Source organism: Paenibacillus sp. BSR1-1 (assembly GCF_030403775.1).
In the GTDB taxonomy this organism is placed as follows: Bacteria; Bacillota; Bacilli; order Bacillales; family Cytobacillaceae; genus Neobacillus.
In genome coordinates, this window is sequence record NZ_JAQMWQ010000001.1 from 21,400 (window position 1) to 41,233 (window position 19,834).

Annotated in this window: 16 protein-coding genes; 2 read left to right on the top strand and 14 right to left on the bottom strand. The window is 40.0% G+C overall.

Going from position 1 to position 19,834, the window contains the following annotated elements; translation table 11 throughout:
- Window positions 1-199: 199 nt before the first annotated feature.
- From PH210_RS00085 to PH210_RS00140, 12 genes are all read right to left on the bottom strand, one after another.
- Window positions 200-1,204: a LacI family DNA-binding transcriptional regulator gene (locus PH210_RS00085; protein WP_289982139.1), complete on the bottom strand. Its 1,005-nt coding sequence runs from the start codon at window positions 1,202-1,204 to the stop codon at window positions 200-202.
- A 286-nt stretch (window positions 1,205-1,490) separates the two neighbouring features.
- A complete protein-coding gene (pxpA, locus tag PH210_RS00090; RefSeq protein ID WP_289982140.1) occupies window positions 1,491-2,267 on the bottom strand; it encodes a 5-oxoprolinase subunit PpxA in 777 nt (258 codons plus the stop codon).
- A 74-nt stretch (window positions 2,268-2,341) separates the two neighbouring features.
- Window positions 2,342-3,358: a 5-oxoprolinase subunit C family protein gene (locus PH210_RS00095; protein WP_289982141.1), complete on the bottom strand. Its 1,017-nt coding sequence runs from the start codon at window positions 3,356-3,358 to the stop codon at window positions 2,342-2,344.
- Window positions 3,358-4,065 (bottom strand): 5-oxoprolinase subunit PxpB, encoded by a 708-nt coding sequence (gene pxpB, locus PH210_RS00100; protein WP_289982142.1) that lies wholly within the window; start codon window positions 4,063-4,065, stop codon window positions 3,358-3,360. Before pxpB ends, PH210_RS00095 begins: the two co-directional genes overlap by 1 nt.
- 71 nt (window positions 4,066-4,136) lie before the next feature.
- The gene (pcp, locus tag PH210_RS00105) at window positions 4,137-4,784 is read right to left on the bottom strand and encodes a pyroglutamyl-peptidase I (RefSeq protein WP_289982143.1); all 648 of its coding nucleotides are present in this window, start codon (window positions 4,782-4,784) and stop codon (window positions 4,137-4,139) included.
- 31 nt (window positions 4,785-4,815) lie between these two features.
- Window positions 4,816-5,580 carry an IclR family transcriptional regulator gene (locus tag PH210_RS00110; RefSeq protein WP_289982144.1) on the bottom strand — a complete coding sequence of 255 codons (765 nt, stop codon included), beginning with the start codon at window positions 5,578-5,580 and terminating at the stop codon, window positions 4,816-4,818.
- A gap of 33 nt (window positions 5,581-5,613) precedes the next feature.
- Window positions 5,614-6,567, bottom strand: coding sequence for a DUF979 domain-containing protein (locus PH210_RS00115; RefSeq protein WP_289982145.1), 954 nt, complete (start codon window positions 6,565-6,567; stop codon window positions 5,614-5,616).
- Between the two features lie 3 nt (window positions 6,568-6,570).
- The gene (locus PH210_RS00120; RefSeq protein WP_289982146.1) at window positions 6,571-7,272 is read right to left on the bottom strand and encodes a DUF969 domain-containing protein; all 702 of its coding nucleotides are present in this window, start codon (window positions 7,270-7,272) and stop codon (window positions 6,571-6,573) included.
- Window positions 7,273-7,333: 61 nt separating this feature from the next.
- The gene (locus PH210_RS00125) at window positions 7,334-10,789 is read right to left on the bottom strand and encodes a M14 family metallopeptidase (protein WP_289982147.1); all 3,456 of its coding nucleotides are present in this window, start codon (window positions 10,787-10,789) and stop codon (window positions 7,334-7,336) included.
- Between the two features lie 416 nt (window positions 10,790-11,205).
- Window positions 11,206-12,042: a crotonase/enoyl-CoA hydratase family protein gene (locus tag PH210_RS00130; protein WP_289982148.1), complete on the bottom strand. Its 837-nt coding sequence runs from the start codon at window positions 12,040-12,042 to the stop codon at window positions 11,206-11,208.
- Between the two features lie 340 nt (window positions 12,043-12,382).
- A complete protein-coding gene (locus PH210_RS00135; RefSeq protein WP_289982149.1) occupies window positions 12,383-13,330 on the bottom strand; it encodes a response regulator in 948 nt (315 codons plus the stop codon).
- 10 nt (window positions 13,331-13,340) lie between these two features.
- Window positions 13,341-14,594: a sensor histidine kinase gene (locus tag PH210_RS00140; protein ID WP_289982934.1), complete on the bottom strand. Its 1,254-nt coding sequence runs from the start codon at window positions 14,592-14,594 to the stop codon at window positions 13,341-13,343.
- 376 nt (window positions 14,595-14,970) lie between these two features.
- On the opposite strand from PH210_RS00140, the gene PH210_RS00145 reads away from it, so the two are divergent.
- Both PH210_RS00145 and PH210_RS00150 read left to right on the top strand, forming a co-directional pair.
- Complete coding sequence (locus tag PH210_RS00145) at window positions 14,971-15,951, top strand: glutaminase (protein ID WP_289982935.1); 981 nt, start codon at window positions 14,971-14,973, stop codon at window positions 15,949-15,951.
- A gap of 111 nt (window positions 15,952-16,062) precedes the next feature.
- Window positions 16,063-17,496 (top strand): alanine/glycine:cation symporter family protein, encoded by a 1,434-nt coding sequence (locus tag PH210_RS00150; RefSeq protein ID WP_289982150.1) that lies wholly within the window; start codon window positions 16,063-16,065, stop codon window positions 17,494-17,496.
- Between the two features lie 134 nt (window positions 17,497-17,630).
- Here the strand turns inward: PH210_RS00150 and PH210_RS00155 are convergent, their stop codons facing one another.
- Both PH210_RS00155 and PH210_RS00160 read right to left on the bottom strand, forming a co-directional pair.
- Window positions 17,631-17,789, bottom strand: coding sequence for a hypothetical protein (locus tag PH210_RS00155; RefSeq protein WP_289982151.1), 159 nt, complete (start codon window positions 17,787-17,789; stop codon window positions 17,631-17,633).
- A 251-nt stretch (window positions 17,790-18,040) separates the two neighbouring features.
- Window positions 18,041-19,333: a Glu/Leu/Phe/Val family dehydrogenase gene (locus PH210_RS00160; RefSeq protein ID WP_289982152.1), complete on the bottom strand. Its 1,293-nt coding sequence runs from the start codon at window positions 19,331-19,333 to the stop codon at window positions 18,041-18,043.
- Window positions 19,334-19,834 lie beyond the last annotated feature (501 nt).

A 19,834-nucleotide genomic window follows, 5' to 3' on the forward strand; every position in this document is an offset into this window, starting at 1 on the left:
TTGGTTGTAACCCCTTTCAAATCTCAGTGAAAATAACACCCCTTTTGTAATACTCACTTATGAATACGTAACCATTTTTGTGAAAAGTAAATTCATTCTTTCAACCTTACCTTCTTAGTGAAAAGTTGAAAGAATATTAGGTTATGTACCATTTAAAATGGTTACGTATTCATTTTGAAGCAAAATAGAAAAACAAACCTTATTGTTTATTTTCTATTTTTCTAGTTGTTCTTCTGTTGAATATTTTAACAGGTTCAGTTATTTTAATGCAATCATTTTTTTTATTTTCGATCATTTCAATTAATTCAGAGATTGCCAAGAGTCCTAGATTTTGCTGTGAGATACTGCCTACAGTCGTCAGTTGGATCAATCCATGCTGACTAATGTCTACGTTATCAATCCCAATAATACTTAGGTCATCGGGTACTTTGAAACCTTCACTAATGGCATCGTCTAATAAATTTAATGCCAAAGAATCCGCACCAGTACAAATGGCGGTAGGACGATGCTTCAGTTTCATTAGGCAATGAAAAGCAGTTGAAATTTCTTGTTTAGAAGTATCAGTATTGAAGATATATTGTTCAGACAATGGTAGGTTATAATCTTTGATTGCTTGAAGAAATCCAGAATATCGGTTGTTAAATGAACTGACTGTCAAAGGTCCGCCAACCCATGCAATGGTTTTATGACCTAGCTCAATCATGTGTTGTGCCGATAAATATCCAGCTTGAAAATTGTCAATTTCAACAAAGTTTTCATTTTTTTTATGCTTTCGATTGTAAGTAATGAATGGAATATCCATTTGTTTAAGCTTTTCGAATATTGGATCATCAATCAAAATACACGATAGAATGATACCATCCACTTTATTTTCAAAAGCAGTCGCATATGCTTCAGGTAATTTATGATCGTTTACGTACTGTACGTTAACCCGGTACCCCATTTCATTAGAATAATTTATAATCGCGGAAGTTGTATCAACAAAAAATGGGTTGTGCAGTGGTCCGGATAAAAGAGCAATTGTATTTGTTTTATTTTGGACAAGTGACCGCGCATGAGCATTAGGTATATAGTTCAACTCGTCAATTGCTTTCATCACTTTATCAAGGGTAGGTTTTTTAACAAATTCTGGCGTATTTAATACACGAGAGACAGTAGTTTGGGATACGCCTGCGTGTTTTGCGACGTCTTTCGATGATACCAAGGCGGTACCTCCTTTTTTGTATAAAGATTAATGAAATTAAACACCTACGTATTGGTGAAGACGGAGGTACATGGAACTCCACGTTTCTTACCATTTACATAATTATATAATATCTAGAGGCATTTTTCTTGTGTGTTTTTAATATACAATTATTCTTTATGATTCTAATAAAAAAGACCATTTTCGGAAAAATGGTCCCATTTTAATTTATTTATTTGTCTATGATTACCTACTTGTTCTTATTAATATAGAATTCTAACTCAGCAACATTACCATATAATAACGATCAACCTTCGACATACATCGAGGATAGCCGGGCACGAACTTCAATACCCTCTGTTGCAAGTGCTGAACGAATATTGCGGGCAAATTCAAGGGCATGCAGTCCATCCCCATGAATGCAAATCGTATCTGCTTGTACTTTGACGTCATCCCCTTGCACTGAGCGGACAACGCCTTCTTTTACCATACGGATAATCTGTTGGACAGACTCTTCGTCATTGGTCAGTAAGGCATTGGCTTGTTTTCTCGGCGTTAATGTCCCATCTGATTGGTAGCTTCTGTCTGCAAATACTTCATGGGCGGTGGGCAGGCCCAGTTTTTCTCCGGCTTTGACCAGCTCACTTCCTGCAAGGCCAAATAAGATTAAACCTGGATCTGCCTTAAAAACAGCTTCAGCAATCGCCACCGCTAGCTCCGGATTTTTGGCTGCCATATTGTACAATGCTCCATGCGGTTTAACATGCCGTAAGCTTCCCCCTTCTGCATGGGCAAAAGCATGGAGAGCTCCGATTTGGTAGAGAACGATATCATAAGCTTCCTGTGGAGAAATATCCATGTTCCTGCGGCCAAATCCTATTAAATCCGGCAGTCCGGGATGAGCACCAAGGGCAACACCTTTTTCTAATGCCATCTTAACCGTCTCTCTCATCGTTGAGGGGTCTCCGGCATGAAAACCGCAAGCAATGTTGGCGGACGTTACATAATTTAAAATTTCCTTGTCATTTCCTTTTTGGTAAGTACCAAAACTTTCACCCAGATCACAATTTAAATCAACAAACATCTTTATTTCCCCCTGCCTTGATACAGTAATAAAATCACCAAGCCTGCCTCAAAATACAAAAATGCGTCTCCTATTCACGAGCGAGTCGCATGGCGGGTGATCAAATCGATTCCACGGGAGAACGTTTTAATCATTCCCTCTACTTTCATCATCTCTTGCTGTGCTTCCATCAAAGAAATTTCCTTAAATCTGATTGTTGTTCCAGGTTTTCGCTGAGCTAAAATCGGTAAATCAACAGAAGCAACGAAACCCAGCTTTGGATAACCACCCGTGGTTTGCCTGTCTGCCATGAGGATAATTGGCTGGCCATCAGACGGTACCTGAATCGTTCCTGCCGTTACAGCCTCAGAAAGGAGTTCGAGCGGCTGCTCCAATTCCAGCCTGGAGCCGGATAACCTGTAGCCCATTCGATCAGATTGCGGACTAATTTGGAATTCTTGTTGAAAAAAGACGCGTCTGCTTTCTTGTGAGAATTGATCGAACTGCGGTCCTCGAATGACACGAACGATTGATTTTTCATAAGAAGGAAGCATGGTTTCACCAATGTACCAGTCTGCAGCCACAAACGGGAACCTGTCACGTTTATTTGCTAGCAGACCAATAAGCTGCATGCTGTTGTCATTAGGCTGGTTCATTTGCAGGGAATCTCCTTTTTTTAGTGGACGCCCTTTAAACCCGCCAATCTCTGCCCGTAAATACGTGCTCCTGCTTCCAAGGACTTGGGGCACATCAATACCGCCTGCAAAGCTAATATAGGCGCGACAGCCTTTTTTCGCTTGACCGAACTCGAGGACACTTCCTCCACTCACCCAGACGGGACGCCAGGAAGGGACCGGTTTTCCATCAATCATTGGGGAGAATACCCCGCCGCATATGGCAATCAGCTGGTCTTCGTGAAACTTTAATTTCGGTCCAAGAAGCGTGATTTCCAGGGCAGCATCGTTCTCAGGATTACCGACAAGTCGGTTAGCAAGCCTTAATGCAAGTGTGTCCATCGCACCGCTCACGATGACACCATGCTGTTGATGACCGAATCTCCCCATATCTTGTACGGTAGTGCATAGTCCTGATTGAAGTACTTCCACACTCATCAATCTGCCCCTCCCAATGCAACGTATTCTTCCTGTGTAACCGGCCTGAAACGAACAATGTCTCCGGCGCGTAGTAGGCTTGGCGGATTCTCATCTGGCTGAAATAAGGCCAACGGAGTTCTCCCGATTAGCTGCCAGCCGCCAGGACTTTCAATGGGATAAATCCCTGTCTGTTCCCCGCCAATTCCCACACTCCCTTCAGGAATAGCTAAGCGTGGCGAACGACGGCGGGGTGTACTGATCCGTTTGTCCATGCCTCCTAAATATGGGAATCCGGGAGCAAAGCCGATCATATAGATAAGGTATTCAGCCTCGGAATGAATGCGAATCACTTCGTCTGGTGTTAGACCATTATGGCTGGCGACTTCCACCAAATCCGGGCCGAAATCTCCTCCATAGCAAACAGGAATCTCTACCCTTCTCGCTTCTCCTGCCTTCCTGCCCGCGAATTGCGAGACCATCTCCTTCAATTTGCCAAGGACCCATTCATACGGAAACGAAACCCCTAAGTGAAACAACCTGATGGGGTCATAATAAACAACCACCGTCGTAAAGCCGGGGACAATTTCAACCATCCCCTCAAAAGGATGTTCCTCTAAATAACCTAATAATGCCATTACTTTTTCATGTGTCCTACTGTCAATACCATCGCCCAACGTGACAACAATTCCCGAATCTCCAAGCGGACAAAATGGGTCGAAATCCATCCAATCCCCCTCCTTTGTCCTGTTACATAGAATGAACTAAAAAAAGAGGAGTTTTGCATCCCCCTCATTTATTAGCTGATTTGACCGCCAAGAGCAACAATGTCTTTTTCAAAAGTTACAGCTGTCTCGATTGCTACCTTTAAACCATTTACAATGGTTTCTAACGCCATACTTGGCTGCCCCGGATATTTCACCGCCTGTTCAGGAAGGAACGGTATGTGAATGAATCCTCCAATTATAGCATGATTTAATGATGCAAGCTGATGCATTAACCCATAAAACAAGTGATTGCACACAAACGTTCCAGCTGTTTGCGATACGGAAGCAGGAATCCCTTTATCATTCATCTCTTTTACCATTGCCTTGATCGGTAAAGTAGACCAATACCCAACGGGTCCATCCTCCACGATCGCCGTACCGAGGGGCTGGTTGCCTTCATTGTCCGGAATGCGGGCGTCATCGACATTGATCGCCACCCGTTCGACCGTAATATCGGATCGGCCACCCGCCTGCCCGACACAAATGACGATGTCAGGCTTTGTCTCATCGATTGTTCTTGCTAAATGATCAAGCGATTTATAGAAAACCGTAGGAATTTCAGAGACTAAAATTTCATATTTTTCCGTAACGGTTCCTGCCAGTTCTTTAACAGCTTCTAACGCTGGATTGACAGTTTCACCACCAAACGGATCAAAGCCAGTAACTAATACCCTTTTCATCCTTCTCCCTCTTTCTTTGTTGATTGCAGGATTATTGGTTTCCTTCCCGGTAGCCCAATCGGGAAGATATTTCCCTTGCAGCATTTTTGATTAAGTCAATTAATTCCGGTAGGCGATCGGCCCCAAAGCGTGAATCAGGACCAGCAATGCTGAGTCCGGCTGCAAGAAAGCCGGTATGATCAAAAATCGGTGCCGCAATGGAAACCGTATCATTTTCCAATTCCGAATAACTGATGGTATACCCAGATTTTCTTGCTTCCACCAAAGCCTGCTTCATTCGCTCCTTATCCGTAATCGTCCCATTGGCGATTGCCGCCAGTTCTGTTTCTTGTAAATAGTGTTCTTGTTCTTCTTCAGTTAAAAAGGCAAGAATAATTCTCGAACAAGCCCCTGCATATAACGGAGATCTTCGGCCAACCTTTGTATATAGCCGAACAGGATGCGGCGTGTCCAATTTTTCGATATAGATGGCATCATTACCATCCTTGATAATCAAGTTAACAGCCTCTTTTCCCGTATCCCTAAGTTCTTTCATGATGGGCAAGGCGAGCTGCCGGATATCCAATCGATCGGCAACTAATTGGCCAAACTGTAAAAATTGCAGTCCAAGCAAATATTTGCCCTCATTGTTTTTTTGCAAAAACCCCATCGTTTCGAACGAACCGACCATCCGATGTACAGATGTTTTGGGCACTTCCAAAAGGTCGACCATTTCATTTAATGACAGTTCCGAATGTTGTAAAAAAAGATTCAACACATCCATCGATTTCACAACTGTTATATTTTTGTTTTGCATCCCTTACTCCTCTATTTAATCAATCTCATTTTATTATAGCGAGAATAAATACATTAACAGAGTATTAACTCCTAAAATAATCAGTGCAGTTGGAACTTGTACCTTAATAACTTGATATTTATCCTTTAAATCCAGTAAGGCGGCAGGAACAATATTAAAGTTTGCACCCATCGGTGTCATCAAGGTTCCACAATATCCGGCAAACATTCCGATTGCTGCCACATGGTTGGCGTTCACACCAAACTGATTGATCAGTAGAGGTACGGCAATTCCGGCTGTCATGACCGGGAAGGCGGCAAAGGCGTTCCCCATAATCATGGTAAACAAGGCCATTCCAATACAATATGCAAACACGACCCAGAAAAGAGAATGGGTTGGAATCACATTGCCTACCAGCTTTGAAACAACGGTTCCCACACCAGCCGTTGTAAACACAGTTCCTAACGTAGCCAGCAATTGCGGAAGTACAGCAGCCCAGCCAATCGATTCCATCAATCTCCTAGACTCCTTAATAGCAGTGCCAGGTTTGTTTTTAGTCATCACCAAGCCGACAATGAGCGCAATGAAAGCAGCAGCCCCTAACGATACAAGGGTCAGACTCGTTTGATCAAGCACAAATGTGCCGCCTATTTTGACCCCTTTTAAGCCTACTGATCCCGCCACCGTTAAAATTGGAATTAATAGTGCAGGAATAAAGAGCTTATTTCCTAAGCGTTTACGGTTATTCTGTCTTTCTTCCACACTAGCCTCATTATAACTGCCAATCTTTAACCCGCCGAAGCCAGCAATTAGAACAAGCACGATTGCAAGAAGCCCCATATAAAAAGGTGGAATGACCTTTCCAAATAGCAGCGTTACCCCATATAGGCAATAGAAAAGTCCTGATGTGATACGACGTGAATTTTTTCGGTCCAAAAAGGTATAAATACTTCCTGCGATTGTGATGATTCCTAGAAAAATATAAACATCTTCAAGAGAAATAAACATGGATTACGCCTCCTTTTTCTTCGGAGTATTTTTGCTTGCTTTGTTACCAAGAGTGCGATCGAGTGAGCGATCCAATAGATATAACCGAATGGCATGGACGATTAATGCGGCAATCGCGGTTGGAATCGCCCATAAGGCCATCTTCAATGGATCTGAATGAATATGGTTTTGTTCGAAGAATCCTTGCATCAATAATATGGCACCGACGGCGACAAACACATCTTCCCCGAAAAAGACACCGATATTGTCTACTGCAGCAGAATGGGCACGGATTTTGTCCCTTACTTCTTCAGGAACCTCTCCATATTTAGCCTCGGCAGCACCTTCTGCCATTGGCGCAACAAGCGGACGAACCATTTGTGCATGACCGCCAATCGAAGTAAGACCAACGGCTGCAGCCACTTCACGAATAATAAAGTAAACTGTCAAAATGCGTCCTGTCGTTGCTGCTTTTATTTTGGACACAACATGTTCAGCTTGCTCACGCAAACCATTACGTTCCAGCAATCCGATAATCGGAAGCGTCACAATAAAGACCGCCATATAGCGATTGGTCGTAAACGCCTGACCAAATTGCGTAATAATCGAATAAAGGGACTGATGGGCAACAAGCCCTGTAACAAGGCCTGCCAGTGTAACAACTAATAAAGGATTTAAACGGATAATAAAACCAATAATAACGATGACAACTCCTATTAAAACCATCTTTCCAACTCCTCTGCATTATTTTTTCTTGTTGTTAATACTATGTTTCTTGCTTTAGGCTTTAAAGCGGGCGAATTCGTTCAAGCCCGATTCGGATTGTTCCATTTTTTAATGGTTCAGTCCTAAGCTGAATGTTGACCGCTCTTTCGTTCATCCAGTCAAGGATTGCCTGATGAACGACATGGTGGGCATGCTTACATGCAGCCAATTCTTTGTCATATACCGTTTCGTCATTCACTTCAGTCATTAAATCCGCAGTTACCCACTGACTGAATCGTTCAATGAAATCATACGATTCCTGATTTGATTGGCTTTCTCGTGTATATGCAATACTTCCATGTGATAATTCCACAGGGAAATGGACAGCATCGAAATCGTTCCCCCAACGTCTGTACGTGCTTACCCACATGGCATTGTCTTCTGCCACGGTTTGGTCTTCATCCAGTCTTTTCGTTACGAATGAACGGAGAGAAGCATGTGCCTCACGGTGGTGAGGGGCAGCATCCGTCAATTCACGCCAAATTGTATACATCCTACTGATTGGAATCCAATAGGAGACCGGAAACCTTGGCGGGCTATTATAGCCGCTGAAAGGCTGGATCCATTCATGGGATGGAATCCCATGGTCGTCGAGTACAACATCCGGCGCCCAGCGCTGCCATACGATTGGATAAACTCTTGCTTCGCCAAACGGGGCATCTTGCTGGAAGCGATACTTTGCATACTCCAAACCGCACGCATTATATCGGGCGGCATGCAGCTTCCAATAAGGATGCTCGGCTGCCATATCAGCATGTAACGCTGCTCCGTCGACATTTTCAAGCGGAACAACGACAAGGTTGATGCGGTTTAATAGCTTTGGGTCATCTGCCAGCTGCTCAATGAATTGAAGTGCAGCATTCGTGCTTGAAACCTCATTGGCATGGTGCCTAGCATTAAGGAAAAAGGTCGGTTTGTACAGACTGTGCTTTTGGAAGGAGGAGATCGTTTCCCCTGTTCTCCCCTTCGCAAACAGCTCGACAAACCAAATCCATTGCCCATTAAAGGAAAAATCAATCGGAACAGCTTGTCCAGGCAGCCGCGATTTCCGTGCCTCTAGCCATTTTTCAATATCTTCGTTCACGAATACATCGGTGTCGAGCGACTTTTCGTTCAAGCTTTCTGCAGATCTCGTAGACTTTTGAAGGCCCGGCACTGCATTAGCCAGCCACTCTCCACACGATTTTTCCAATTGAGCATGGGGTAATCCGCTAAATAAAAAGGACAATTTCCCCCTAGACTTCGTTACCGCCGTAACTCTCCCCGGTTTCATGATATCTGGAGGATACGGTTGAATCGTCTGTTGTTCTCCGTTTTCATAAACAAGCACCGCTTTATGTTCAACGGGCATTGGGTATAAAGCAATCTCCGCTTTCGGCTTCTCTCCAATTTTTTCATGCATGAATGGGAAAATGCCCCCAGGTGCATCCCAGCCTGGATCTCTAACCCGTTTCCCATGGTCATGTAACGCATGGAGAGTGAAGAAATAAATGTCTTCATGCAGCGCTTCCAAAACCGAGCTAACTTCTTCAAGGTGCGAAAGCCTTACATCTACCGCATCCATTTCGACGTGGCACTCAAGACGGGAAAATTTAGGAACACCTTCTTGATTCCCAATTTTCTTGATCAACTGCGGCAGCACTATCTCCTGGTACCATATCCAGAATCGATAAGGATTGGTTTGGAAGGATTGACCTGCAAGCATTTTGTCAAATTCTTTTTGATAGATCCGGCATCCGGCAAAAGGGACCATCACATTTCCACGTTCAGGCTGATTCAGCATATAAGGACAGCTCTCGACCCAACCTTCCCAGCTAGACGAAATCAGTTCCCGGCCTTGCTTATCTTTAGCAACCACTTGAAACATTGGCGCTGAGCGCTCATCGTTCAATTGCAGCTGAATTCTTTCTAACGGCAAAGACAATTCCGCAGACAAAATCGCATCAAACGGATACAGCTCTTGCAGGAATCGGTGAACAAGATCAAGGTGCTTTTTCTCCGGCTGAAAGGCCATAGCCTGGATTTCAATACTATGAATCTCTTTTTCTTGTTTTAGCTTAGGCAATACTTCTTCCATCGCCCAATGCAAGCCGGATTTATTGGCATCCCGAAAAATAAACTCGGCTCGAATTCCCAAACGGTCGTTCAGGATGGTTTTTAACCGATGACTCCACTCATGGAAACTATCTCGACTTACAGTTGTCGTGATTTCAATAGAAAGCCCCTTGTCTTTTGGATCGAGCAGTCCAAGGTTTTCCAACAAATAGGCTTCCATATCCACCAATTCCCCGGAATCCTCCCATTGGGCGGTCCAAATGGGCTGATCTTCTGTAACGGATAAAGTAACGGAAGGAGACCCGCTTCCCTTTTTAGTTAAGTACCGATTCCACAGCTCGGCAGGATAAGCCAAATTCTCAGAGACATTGAACCGATTGACTTTCTTGAATTTTAATTCTACAAAAGCTTGCATCGCCAGCTGAGCCCTGGAGCTGATGTCTTTATTCAAACTTTTAAGTGCCGTAAATCGCTGTGTCCATGTATCTTGTTCTCCACCAGTTGATGGAAACCATTCACGGATCATTTCCCGGGCCGCTGGAACAATTTTGTCGGCATGGGCACGTATACGAAGTGCCGGAGTGCCTGCCAACTCAGCAAGTTCCCATTTGGTTTGATTACTGGCCTCGTCTGTCGTTTCACACGAAATAAAGAATCGCCCGCCATTATCCTCACCCATACAACTTGTCATCGGAAAACACACATATCCCGCTGACAGAGCCAGTCTTGCTGCCAATTCAACATTAGCAATCGTTAGATCTAAATGAGAATTATTTATTTTTAATAAAACATCAAGGGTAGGAAGTATTTCTCCATCTTTCTGCTGATAAAGCCCTTCCGTTGTAAAAAGCGTATGTAGCGAATAGGTCTCAAGTAGTTTCACGCTTTGCTTTAAAGAAGATTGTGGCAAAACATTCGTTTCTTTCGAAATAAATAGAAAAGACTCTCCTTCTTTGTAAGCTTCCATAAAATGATCTGTTACAAGTGATCTTGCAGCATGCAAAGTCATTTCCGGTGAGGTACCAGTAATGACAAGCAAAGTCTGATCTTTGTAGTCACTAACATATAAAATTCCTGACTCCTCTAGATGCTCATTTCGGACGGTTAGAAGAGCCTCTGACCTTTTTCCGAGAACTTGAGCTAAGTATTCGCTTTCATAACCAATCACCACATGAAGGTTTGAAGTTCCTCCGGCAGGTGATGGATCTAATTGATCAACGATGAACAGATGGTCGAAAATTGGAAGGGGCAGCTCAGCTAAATGCAAGCCAATTCTTCCGGCTATCTCCACCATAGCAGCAGTCTCCCAGCTTGTTCGATGAGATGAAACAGTAATTCGCGCTTGAATTCCACATGGAGCTGCTTGCTCATCAATGGAATAAAAGAGTCCGTTATTACTCCATAATTGTCGAATATCTATCATGTTCTTCCCAACTTTCGGTGTTCCGTTTTTCGGAATCGCTGTTCCGAATTATTATTTAAATCATAATATTTATAAAATTAAAAATCAATATGATTTGTTATAAAAATAAGAAATGGATAGAATTACACAATCTTAGAATCTAATATAGAAGATCATCGTTGATATATTTGAGTTCACACATCAAAAAAACTCACAGCCGAATCTACCATGAGTTCTGTTACATACATCTCTTAATTACTGATTGTATGTTTCGTTTCTATCCTATTTAAAAATAAAGAGACCCCTTCACTTTAATATCCGCGAAGAGGTCTTTACACATTTTTTTAATTTTTACCGTTTGTTTTATTTCTGACAACTCTCAATAACATCTTCACCAAATATCCCTACCTGATGCTAAAAACTCTCCTGGAGACATTTCACCCTATTGTCTTCCACCATGGATAAAATGCAGGCATATCTGTGCTTGCTTTCATGGTGAAGTTAGGATCTCTTTTTTCTATAAAAGACTGTACTCCTTCCTTAGCATCCGCTTGAGCACCTAGCCAATGAATCATTTTCGACTCAATTTGATGTGATTCCACCGGATGATTGGCACCAAGCATTTTCCATAACAATTGTCTGGTTAGAGCAACAGAGATACTAGACGTATTTTTAACTATTTCTGAAGCTATAGAAACTGCAGTAGGCAATAGTTCCTCTGGAGAGACAAGTTGGCTGATAAGTCCTCCATCTAATGCTTCTTTAGCTGGAAAAATTCGTCCTGTCAATGTCCATTCAGCCGCTTTGCTGATTCCGACCACTCGTGGTAAAAACCATCCGCTGCATGCCTCAGGTACGATCCCCCTGCGAGTAAACACAAAACCCATTTTTGCATTCGCAGATGCGATACGAATATCCATAGGAAGGGTCATTGTGATTCCAACTCCAACAGCAGGACCGTTTATCGCAGCAATCATCGGCTTTTTCATTTCATAGATTCTTAAAGTTAAGCGGCCTCCCCAATCGCGAAACTCATCGATAGGAATTTCTTGATTTGCAAAAGGATCATCCCCTTCCAAATCAGCTCCGGCACAAAAACCCTTTCCATTGCCTGTAACAATAATGGCTTTTACCTCATCATCTTGGTCTGCCTGGTTAAGGATAGCAATAAATTCATTAATTGCATTTTCGGTAAGAACATTTAATTTCTCTGGACGATTAATTGTAATCATCAAAATATTATTTTCCAGAGAACAGATAAAATTATTTAACATACTCCTTTCACAGTAACAAAGGCTTATTATTATATGCAAAAGAAATGAAAGTAACAAATAATGCTACTCTCATTTCTGGTAATCTATCAATTAAAGTTAACCTTTTTTTAGTTAAAGATGGAAAACTTCATTATCGATGTTTAAAGGCTGGAGAACCCAATGGTAGCTTTTTCATAATTTAACCAGTGACCTCAACCCTGTCAATTATGGATTTACGTTTTAGGATTATAACAGTTTAATTATGAAAATTATTGATATAATGAAGTTTTAATTAGTTATTTTATGATTGAGTTTTTGTTCGGACTAATCTTACACAATTTCATTTTTTATCCAATAATAACTACCTATACTTAAATATTTCCTCTGAGTTCAGGCGTTTCACTTCATAAAAAAATACTTGAATGAATTTTTTCGTATTTACTCGAGTTTGAGTTGCTTGTATGATTGTATTTTTTTGCAATTCCTTGATCCTTTGGTGGACGACGGTAAAATCAAAAAATTTTGAAGCATAATTTTCAAACTTTTGATTTGAAAAATCTGTTAAGCCTAGAGACGCAAAATGATTTAACGAATGAGTAATCGCCCTGCGAATGCGTTGTTCGGAAGCTTTTATCTCTCGATTAATCTCAACTTGTGCAGCTGATAGTCCAAGTTTTTTTTCCGATATTTGTACAAATATCTCTTTAAGGGTTGGAAAATGTTGTTCAAAAGTATGTGTAAGTTCATACTTAAATAAATATAGTAGAATTTCTAGTAAATCTTTATGCCCATTTTCTCCTACGATCCCTAATTCAGCCAACAGAAATTCCCCGACCTCTAGAATTCTTTTTTCATTTAAAACATTGGATTTGTCCACTTTTGGCTGATTCAAATTTAATAAACTATTTAATGAGGTTTGGATAACATTAATCGATCTTTCTAAATTGATCTTTTCCATCACTTTTCGAATAACTGTTACTACTTCAATACGATTAATTGGTTTGCTAATATAATAATCGATCCCGAGAGAGAAAGCTTCCCCAATTAGTTCTTTTGATTCAACTTGTGAAATCATGATAATTTTTCCTGAAAACTCACCTTTTATATGACGAATTGTTTCAATACCATCGCGCATTGGCATTAATAAATCAATAAATAAGATATCAATTTGTTTTAAATTCAAAATGTGTCCTTCTAATAGGCAGCCATCTTCTGCTTCCCCCACCACTTCTCCCAGATCTTCGTCTTCAATTATTTGGCTTAAGATTGAACGAATAGCACTATCATCATCCGTTATAAAAAAACGCATGAAACCACCCTTACCCTTTCTGTATCAAATTCATAATTGGCAACTCAATTGAAAAAACAACGCCGTTGCTATGATTATTCTGGAGCTGGATCTCTCCTCCAAGGTCTTTCACCACTTCTTTTACATAGGAAAGTCCAATCCCTGTTGAAGGTGTTCCTAAATGATCATACTTCGAAGTAAATCCAGGCTGAAAGATTGCATCCTCATATTTTTCAGGGATGCCAGGTCCAGTATCAGCAACTTGAAATACAACCGTATCACTAATTTCACGCAGACTTAAACGAACGCTTCCCTTTTCTCTAATGGCTTCCACTGCATTCGCTACTAAATTATTGATGAGAGATAACACGGTATAAACATGATAATGGGGATGGTTCCCTTCTACGGAATATAAAAATTGAATCTCTTTTCCTAAAGAGTCGGCATATTTTTCATTGATTTGTATAATTAATCGAATTAATTCAGCAGCATTCATATAGTCTTGAAAACTTTCATTCGTAATTAATTTTGAGAGCCCTGCAAAAATTCGTTGGTTATCTTTTTTAACTTCATGAATTTCACCAGCAATACGTAATAACTTTTGACTATACTGCTGGTTTAATACATGATGTCGTTGTTCCTGTTCTTTTAAATGGCGATATAAATGATAAGATTCCTTAGTAATATTCTCTATATTTTTTAATGTTTTTTTTAAATAAACCTTTTCCTCATATAAATTGGAAATAAGCATGAACATATGTTCATTTTGTTTTCTAGTTTGTCTTTCCCTCTTCTGTACTTCATACAGTTTCATCATATTGAAAAAGCTAAGAACAATAAAACTGTGGGTGAACGCGATCATGATGATCTCACTTAGTTTCGTGAAGGTTATGGTTGTTTCTAATACGAAATATTGAATCATTAGTTCAACCATGTCGGACAAAATTTCGATTAAAAGGCCAATAAAGCCGATCATCAAGGGTCTATTTTGAAAGCGGTTGGTTTTCACTAAAAAAAAGAGCAAAGAATAAGTGAAATAATAGAAAAAGCTGGGATATTGGGCTTGGAAGGAGGATGTCCAGTCAAAATTCTCCTGCTCAATAAGGTCTAAAAGAATGCGAAAGCTAACAACCGCTGTTCCTGTTAAAAAACCCGGTAAAACTGCTGGTGTTTTCTGCAGCAGTAACAATAAAAAGAAAAATGCCGGGGCACCTAAGCTTATTCGAAATGTTTCATTTAACGGATAAAACTTTATTTCACCTGCTAGTGGAACGGTTAACATCATTAGAACAAGAATATAGACATCTTTTTTAACTATAGTACTTAGGTTCAAGGAGTCACCTCCCTAGTTTTATTTGAAATCAGTATACAGTCTCATCGACCTCAATACAACGCTAAAATGATTTATAAGAAATCTCTTACTAATTGGGCTCTTCCCATATTTGAAATATATTTTTAGTTATTTTGTAGTTTTCCGTCAGATTATATAGTTCTAATCATAAATTAAAGCTAGGTTTTTACGGGAATATTCTGAAAGCGCTTAAAGGAATTCAATTTTCATGTCTTTATACCAGTCTATTATTATTTTTTCTGCAGAAGGTATTAAAGGCAGGAAGTTTTCATTCAAAAAATAAGAGAGGTGGAAGGATATGGTTGAAGGGATGATTAAAGATCAAAACGATAAGCTTTATAGCCAAAGGAATGCTTTCTTAGATGAATGGGTTGCACATTATAGATCCTTTGCTGCTAAAGGGCAAACCGCCAATTATATTCCTGCTTTAAGAACGAAAAACGTATCGCATTTAGGCATTTGCATCATAAGACCGGATGGAACAGCGATAAAGTCAGGGGATTATGAAGTATCTTTCACATTGCAAAGTATATCAAAAGTGCTCAGCTTTATAGCCGCATGCTTGAGCTGTGGAATTTCTTATGTGTTAGAGAGAGTTGATGTAGAACCAACTGGGGATGCCTTTAATTCCATTATTCGTTTAGAAATGCATAAGACGGGAAAGCCGTTTAACCCAATGATTAATGCTGGGGCGATTACCATAGCTTCACTCCTGCCAGGAGAAACTTCGAACAAAAAATTAGAAGTTCTTTATCAATTAATCGAAAAACTGATAGGAAAACGTCCGGCTATTAATGAGGAAGTGTATCAATCTGAGTGGAAAACATCTTACCGCAATAGAGCTTTAGCTTACTATTTAAAGGAAACGGATTATTTAGAATCGGATGTAGAGCCAGCTTTAGAGGTTTACATGAAACAATGTTCGATAGAAGTAACCACAGAAGACATAGCTTTGATTGGACTGATTCTTGCACATGATGGATATCATCCTATTCGTCAAGAACAGGTCCTGCCCAAAAAAGTAGCTAAATTAGCCAAAGCCTTAATGCTTACTTGCGGAATGTACAATGCTTCGGGTAAATTTGCGGCATTTGTCGGGTTGCCAGCAAAAAGTGGTGTATCTGGGGGCATTATGGCACTAGTTCCTCCAAACGTCAGAAGTGAACTGCCTTTTCAAGATGGATGCGGTATTGGTATATATGGACCAGCTATTGATGAATATGGGAATAGCCTAACAGGGGTTATGCTATTGAAACATTTAGCACAAGAATGGGATCTAAGTATTTTCTAATAAGCATATGCAGAAACTTTGCTTCTGCCAAGTAATAAAAGGAAGACTCTAAGTCGTTAGATCTTTATATTTTGATATCAAAACTACTAAACTTTTACTGGAGTGATGAACATGCAACAATTACTACATGCCATTATTAGCTTTTCAAATGATTTTCTATGGTCAAAGTTATTGATTATTATGCTAGTTATATTCGGTCTTTATTTCACATTTAAATCGAAATTTGTTCAGTTTCGAATGTTGAAAGAAATGGTCCGTGTTTTAATGGAAGGGAGAGCTGGTTCTAAAGAAAGCATTTCCCCATTTCAAGCATTCTGTGTTGGAATGGCAGCACGCGTTGGAACAGGTAATATAACAGGAATTGCCATTGCGATTGCTTTAGGCGGTCCTGGAGCGGTATTTTGGATGTGGATTATTTCGATTATTAGCTCAGCTTCTAGCTTTATTGAAAGTACGTTAGCACAAGTATATAAAGTAAAAGATAAACACGGGTTCCGCGGCGGCCCATCCTATTATATGGAAAAAGGATTAAACAAACGTTGGATGGGAGTATTATTCTCCATTTTAATTACGCTTTCTTTTGGTCTTGTATTCAATTCTGTCCAATCAAATACGGTTACATTTGCTTTTGAAAATGCATTTGGTACAAATCGTTTAACTGTAGGGATTATCATGGCACTAGTTTTCGCTGCGATCATCTTTGGCGGTGTGAAGAGTATTGCAAAACTGGCTGAATACAAGGTTATGCTTTTAGCTGTGTTATACCTTGGAATTGCATTGTTTGTCATAGCTACAAACATAACAAAAGTTCCGGAAATTCTTACTCTAATTGTGAAAAACGCGTTTGGCTTTGAACAAATGGCAGGTGGTTCACTTGGAGCTGCTCTGATGAATGGAGTTAAACGCGGCTTATTCTCGAATGAAGCTGGTATGGGGAGTGCGCCAAACGTTGCCGCAACAGCAACAACAAGCCATCCGGTCAAACAAGGACTTATTCAAGCTTTTGGCGTATTAACTGATACACTGATTATCTGTACAAGCACAGCATTTATTATTTTACTTTCTGATGCTTACAAACAACCAGGGCTAAATGGAATTGCACTTACACAAGCAGCATTAAGTGAACATATCGGATCATGGGCATCCGGCTGTCTTGCCATCTTTATTTTACTATTCGGATTCGGTGCGTTAATTGGTAACTATTATTATGGGGAAACAAACATTCGCTTTTTACATACAAGTAAAGCATGGTTGATGCTTTACCGAATTAGTGTATTCGCCATGATTATATTCGGTTCAGTTGCAAAGATTCAACTTGTATGGGATTTAGCAGATTTATTTATGGGCTTCATGGTGATTGTAAACCTAATTGCCATTCTTCTATTATCAAAAGTGGCATTTAGTGCATTAAACGATTACATGAAACAGAAAAAGGATGGTAAAGATCCGGTATTTTATAAAGATACGATTAAGAATCATGAGAACATTGAATGTTGGGAACTCTCTCAAGATGATTCAACCTTAGAAAAGGAAAAGGCCGTATAATCATAAGACGTTTAAACACATGATGGTCTGAATATCTTTAGATTTTTTCTGATAGAATCCTGCGTATTTATCTAAAACAAATCCACTACTTTGACATTCAAGTAGTGGATTTTCTAGTTATCATGATAAGGTTCTTAAACAGTAGCTGAAGCAAAACAAGGATCATTAAAATAAATAATCTCGGAAAGAATCTTGCATCCTTTCATATTCTTGAAAGCTTCCCTTGCCTCTTTTTCTGTAGTAAATTCGAACATTGACGTATTTCCGTTTGAATAGAGAGTGATGATCCACATTTAAAAATTCCCCCAATAAAAGAATTACTGTTCCTCTGTTTCATTGACTGATAGACTTAATTTATAATAGGACCTACACAATCATACAGAAGAATACACTTTTATGTTAATTCAAGGGTTAGTATGTTAGTTAAAAAAGAGGCTAGTTCTTTATATTTCTTTCTATATGATTCATCGTTTTCATATTTTCTTTTAATTAATCGAGTAAGTTTTCGTGCACGATATTCTTTGTTTCTATAAACCTTTTCGCATTATATCCACCCCCGGTAACGCGAACCTTCAGCCGGTTTTCTTATTCCAACCATATATGCTGCTAAACGCATATCAACTTGACGGGTCTGTGATGTTTGATAAATTTCTTCGAAGGAAGCGACCATTACGTTTCTCAGTTTTTCAGCAACCTCATCCTCTGACCAATAATATCCTTGATTGTTTTGAACCCATTCAAAGTAAGAAACGGTGACACCACCTGTACTTGCCAGTATGTCGGGTACAAGGAGGACTCCTCTTTCATCCAAAATTTTTGTCGCTTCAAGGGAGGTTGGTCCATTCGCCGCCTCCACCACAATCGCTGCTTTAATACGACCAGCATTTTCTGCTGTAATTTGGTTTGAAATGGCAGCTGGTACAAGAATGTCACATTCTTTTTCAAGCAATTCTTGATTCGTAATGACATTAGTAAATAAATTTGTTATTGTACCGTAACTATCGCGTCGTTCAAGTAAATAATCAATATCAAGTCCTTCTGGATCATATAGAGCACCATTTGCATCTGAAATACCAATCACCTTTGCTCCGGCGTCATGCATGAATTTGGCCAAAAAGCTTCCTGCATTTCCAAAGCCTTGAATGACGATTCGTGCACCTTGCAATTCGATGTTTCTTTTCTTTACAGCTTCTTCAATACAAATTGTTACGCCGCTAGCTGTTGCTGTTTCACGACCTAGTGATCCCCCTAATACAACCGGCTTACCCGTAATAAAACCAGGAGAATCAAATTCACGAAGACGACTGTACTCATCCATCATCCACGCCATGATTTGAGAATTTGTATACACATCGGGTGCCGGAATGTCTTTTGTCGGGCCAACAATTTGGCTGATTGCACGAACATATCCTCGACTTAATCTCTCCAGTTCCCTAAACGACATGGTTCGCGGGTCACAAATAATACCACCTTTTCCACCGCCGTAAGGGAGATTTGCAATCCCGCACTTTAGACTCATCCAAATCGATAACGCTTTTACCTCAGCCTCATTGACTTCAGGATGAAAACGTACTCCACCTTTTGTCGGACCTACTGCATCATTATGTTGTGAGCGGTAACCGGTAAATATTTTAATAGACCCGTCATCCATTCGTACTGGGATACGTACCGTGATCGTTCTAAGTGGTTCTTTTAGCAGCTCATATACATCATCGGTATACCCTAATTTTTGAACCGCCTCTTTTATGATCAACTGAGTTGAACTTAATAAATCTATTGTTTCACTTTGCTTTTCACCTGGCTTTTGGATTTGTTCACTATTAACAAGTACTGTCATTTTTCTTTGCACCTCTTAGTCTATAAAATGGTTAATTTGAACCCAATCATCTAATAGAATTCTTTCATGCTGAAGTATGAAATTTGGGAAATCCCCACCTCCTCAATCCTAAAAATGAAATGAACAAAAAAGTATTTGAAGCCTTGTTTTCTTCACCAGCTCTACTCAGGTTAACTCTATATTAAACGCTTTCACATTTTCTATTAAAAACGTAGCTTTACTTTATAATAGGAACTACATAATGATACGGAAAAATACAAAAATAAGATGAATTTTTTTAAGACTTTACAGATAACACCATCCTAGGAATGCTCTAATTGAACCCTTCCATGCTTCCTCACACTTTTACGCATACAAAAAACCTTCAAATATAATAATTTGAAGGCTCTGAACACACACAGTTTCATACTTCCCTACTCACACAGTGTCGCTCAATATGAACAAAAGACTGTGGAGGTGAGAAATTATGTAAATGATTGAAAATCTTAATTTGGCGGGACT

Excerpts from the sequence above, each read along its gene's own strand:
- PH210_RS00115 (WP_289982145.1), bottom strand. The coding sequence starts at position 6,567 with ATGTTTATTTCTCTTGAAGATGTTTATATTTTTCTAGGAATCATCACA.
- PH210_RS00120 (WP_289982146.1), bottom strand. The coding sequence starts at position 7,272 with ATGGTTTTAATAGGAGTTGTCATCGTTATTATTGGTTTTATTATCCGT.
- PH210_RS00150 (WP_289982150.1), top strand. The coding sequence starts at position 16,063 with ATGCAACAATTACTACATGCCATTATTAGCTTTTCAAATGATTTTCTA.
- PH210_RS00140 (WP_289982934.1), bottom strand. The coding sequence starts at position 14,594 with ATGATGTTAACCGTTCCACTAGCAGGTGAAATAAAGTTTTATCCGTTA.
- PH210_RS00125 (WP_289982147.1), bottom strand. The coding sequence starts at position 10,789 with ATGATAGATATTCGACAATTATGGAGTAATAACGGACTCTTTTATTCC.
- PH210_RS00160 (WP_289982152.1), bottom strand. The coding sequence starts at position 19,333 with ATGACAGTACTTGTTAATAGTGAACAAATCCAAAAGCCAGGTGAAAAG.
- PH210_RS00095 (WP_289982141.1), bottom strand. The coding sequence starts at position 3,358 with ATGAGTGTGGAAGTACTTCAATCAGGACTATGCACTACCGTACAAGAT.
- pcp (WP_289982143.1), bottom strand. The coding sequence starts at position 4,784 with ATGAAAAGGGTATTAGTTACTGGCTTTGATCCGTTTGGTGGTGAAACT.
- pxpA (WP_289982140.1), bottom strand. The coding sequence starts at position 2,267 with ATGTTTGTTGATTTAAATTGTGATCTGGGTGAAAGTTTTGGTACTTAC.
- pxpB (WP_289982142.1), bottom strand. The coding sequence starts at position 4,065 with ATGGATTTCGACCCATTTTGTCCGCTTGGAGATTCGGGAATTGTTGTC.
- PH210_RS00130 (WP_289982148.1), bottom strand. The coding sequence starts at position 12,042 with ATGTTAAATAATTTTATCTGTTCTCTGGAAAATAATATTTTGATGATT.
- PH210_RS00145 (WP_289982935.1), top strand. The coding sequence starts at position 14,971 with ATGATTAAAGATCAAAACGATAAGCTTTATAGCCAAAGGAATGCTTTC.
- PH210_RS00110 (WP_289982144.1), bottom strand. The coding sequence starts at position 5,580 with ATGCAAAACAAAAATATAACAGTTGTGAAATCGATGGATGTGTTGAAT.
- PH210_RS00155 (WP_289982151.1), bottom strand. The coding sequence starts at position 17,789 with ATGTGGATCATCACTCTCTATTCAAACGGAAATACGTCAATGTTCGAA.
- PH210_RS00135 (WP_289982149.1), bottom strand. The coding sequence starts at position 13,330 with ATGCGTTTTTTTATAACGGATGATGATAGTGCTATTCGTTCAATCTTA.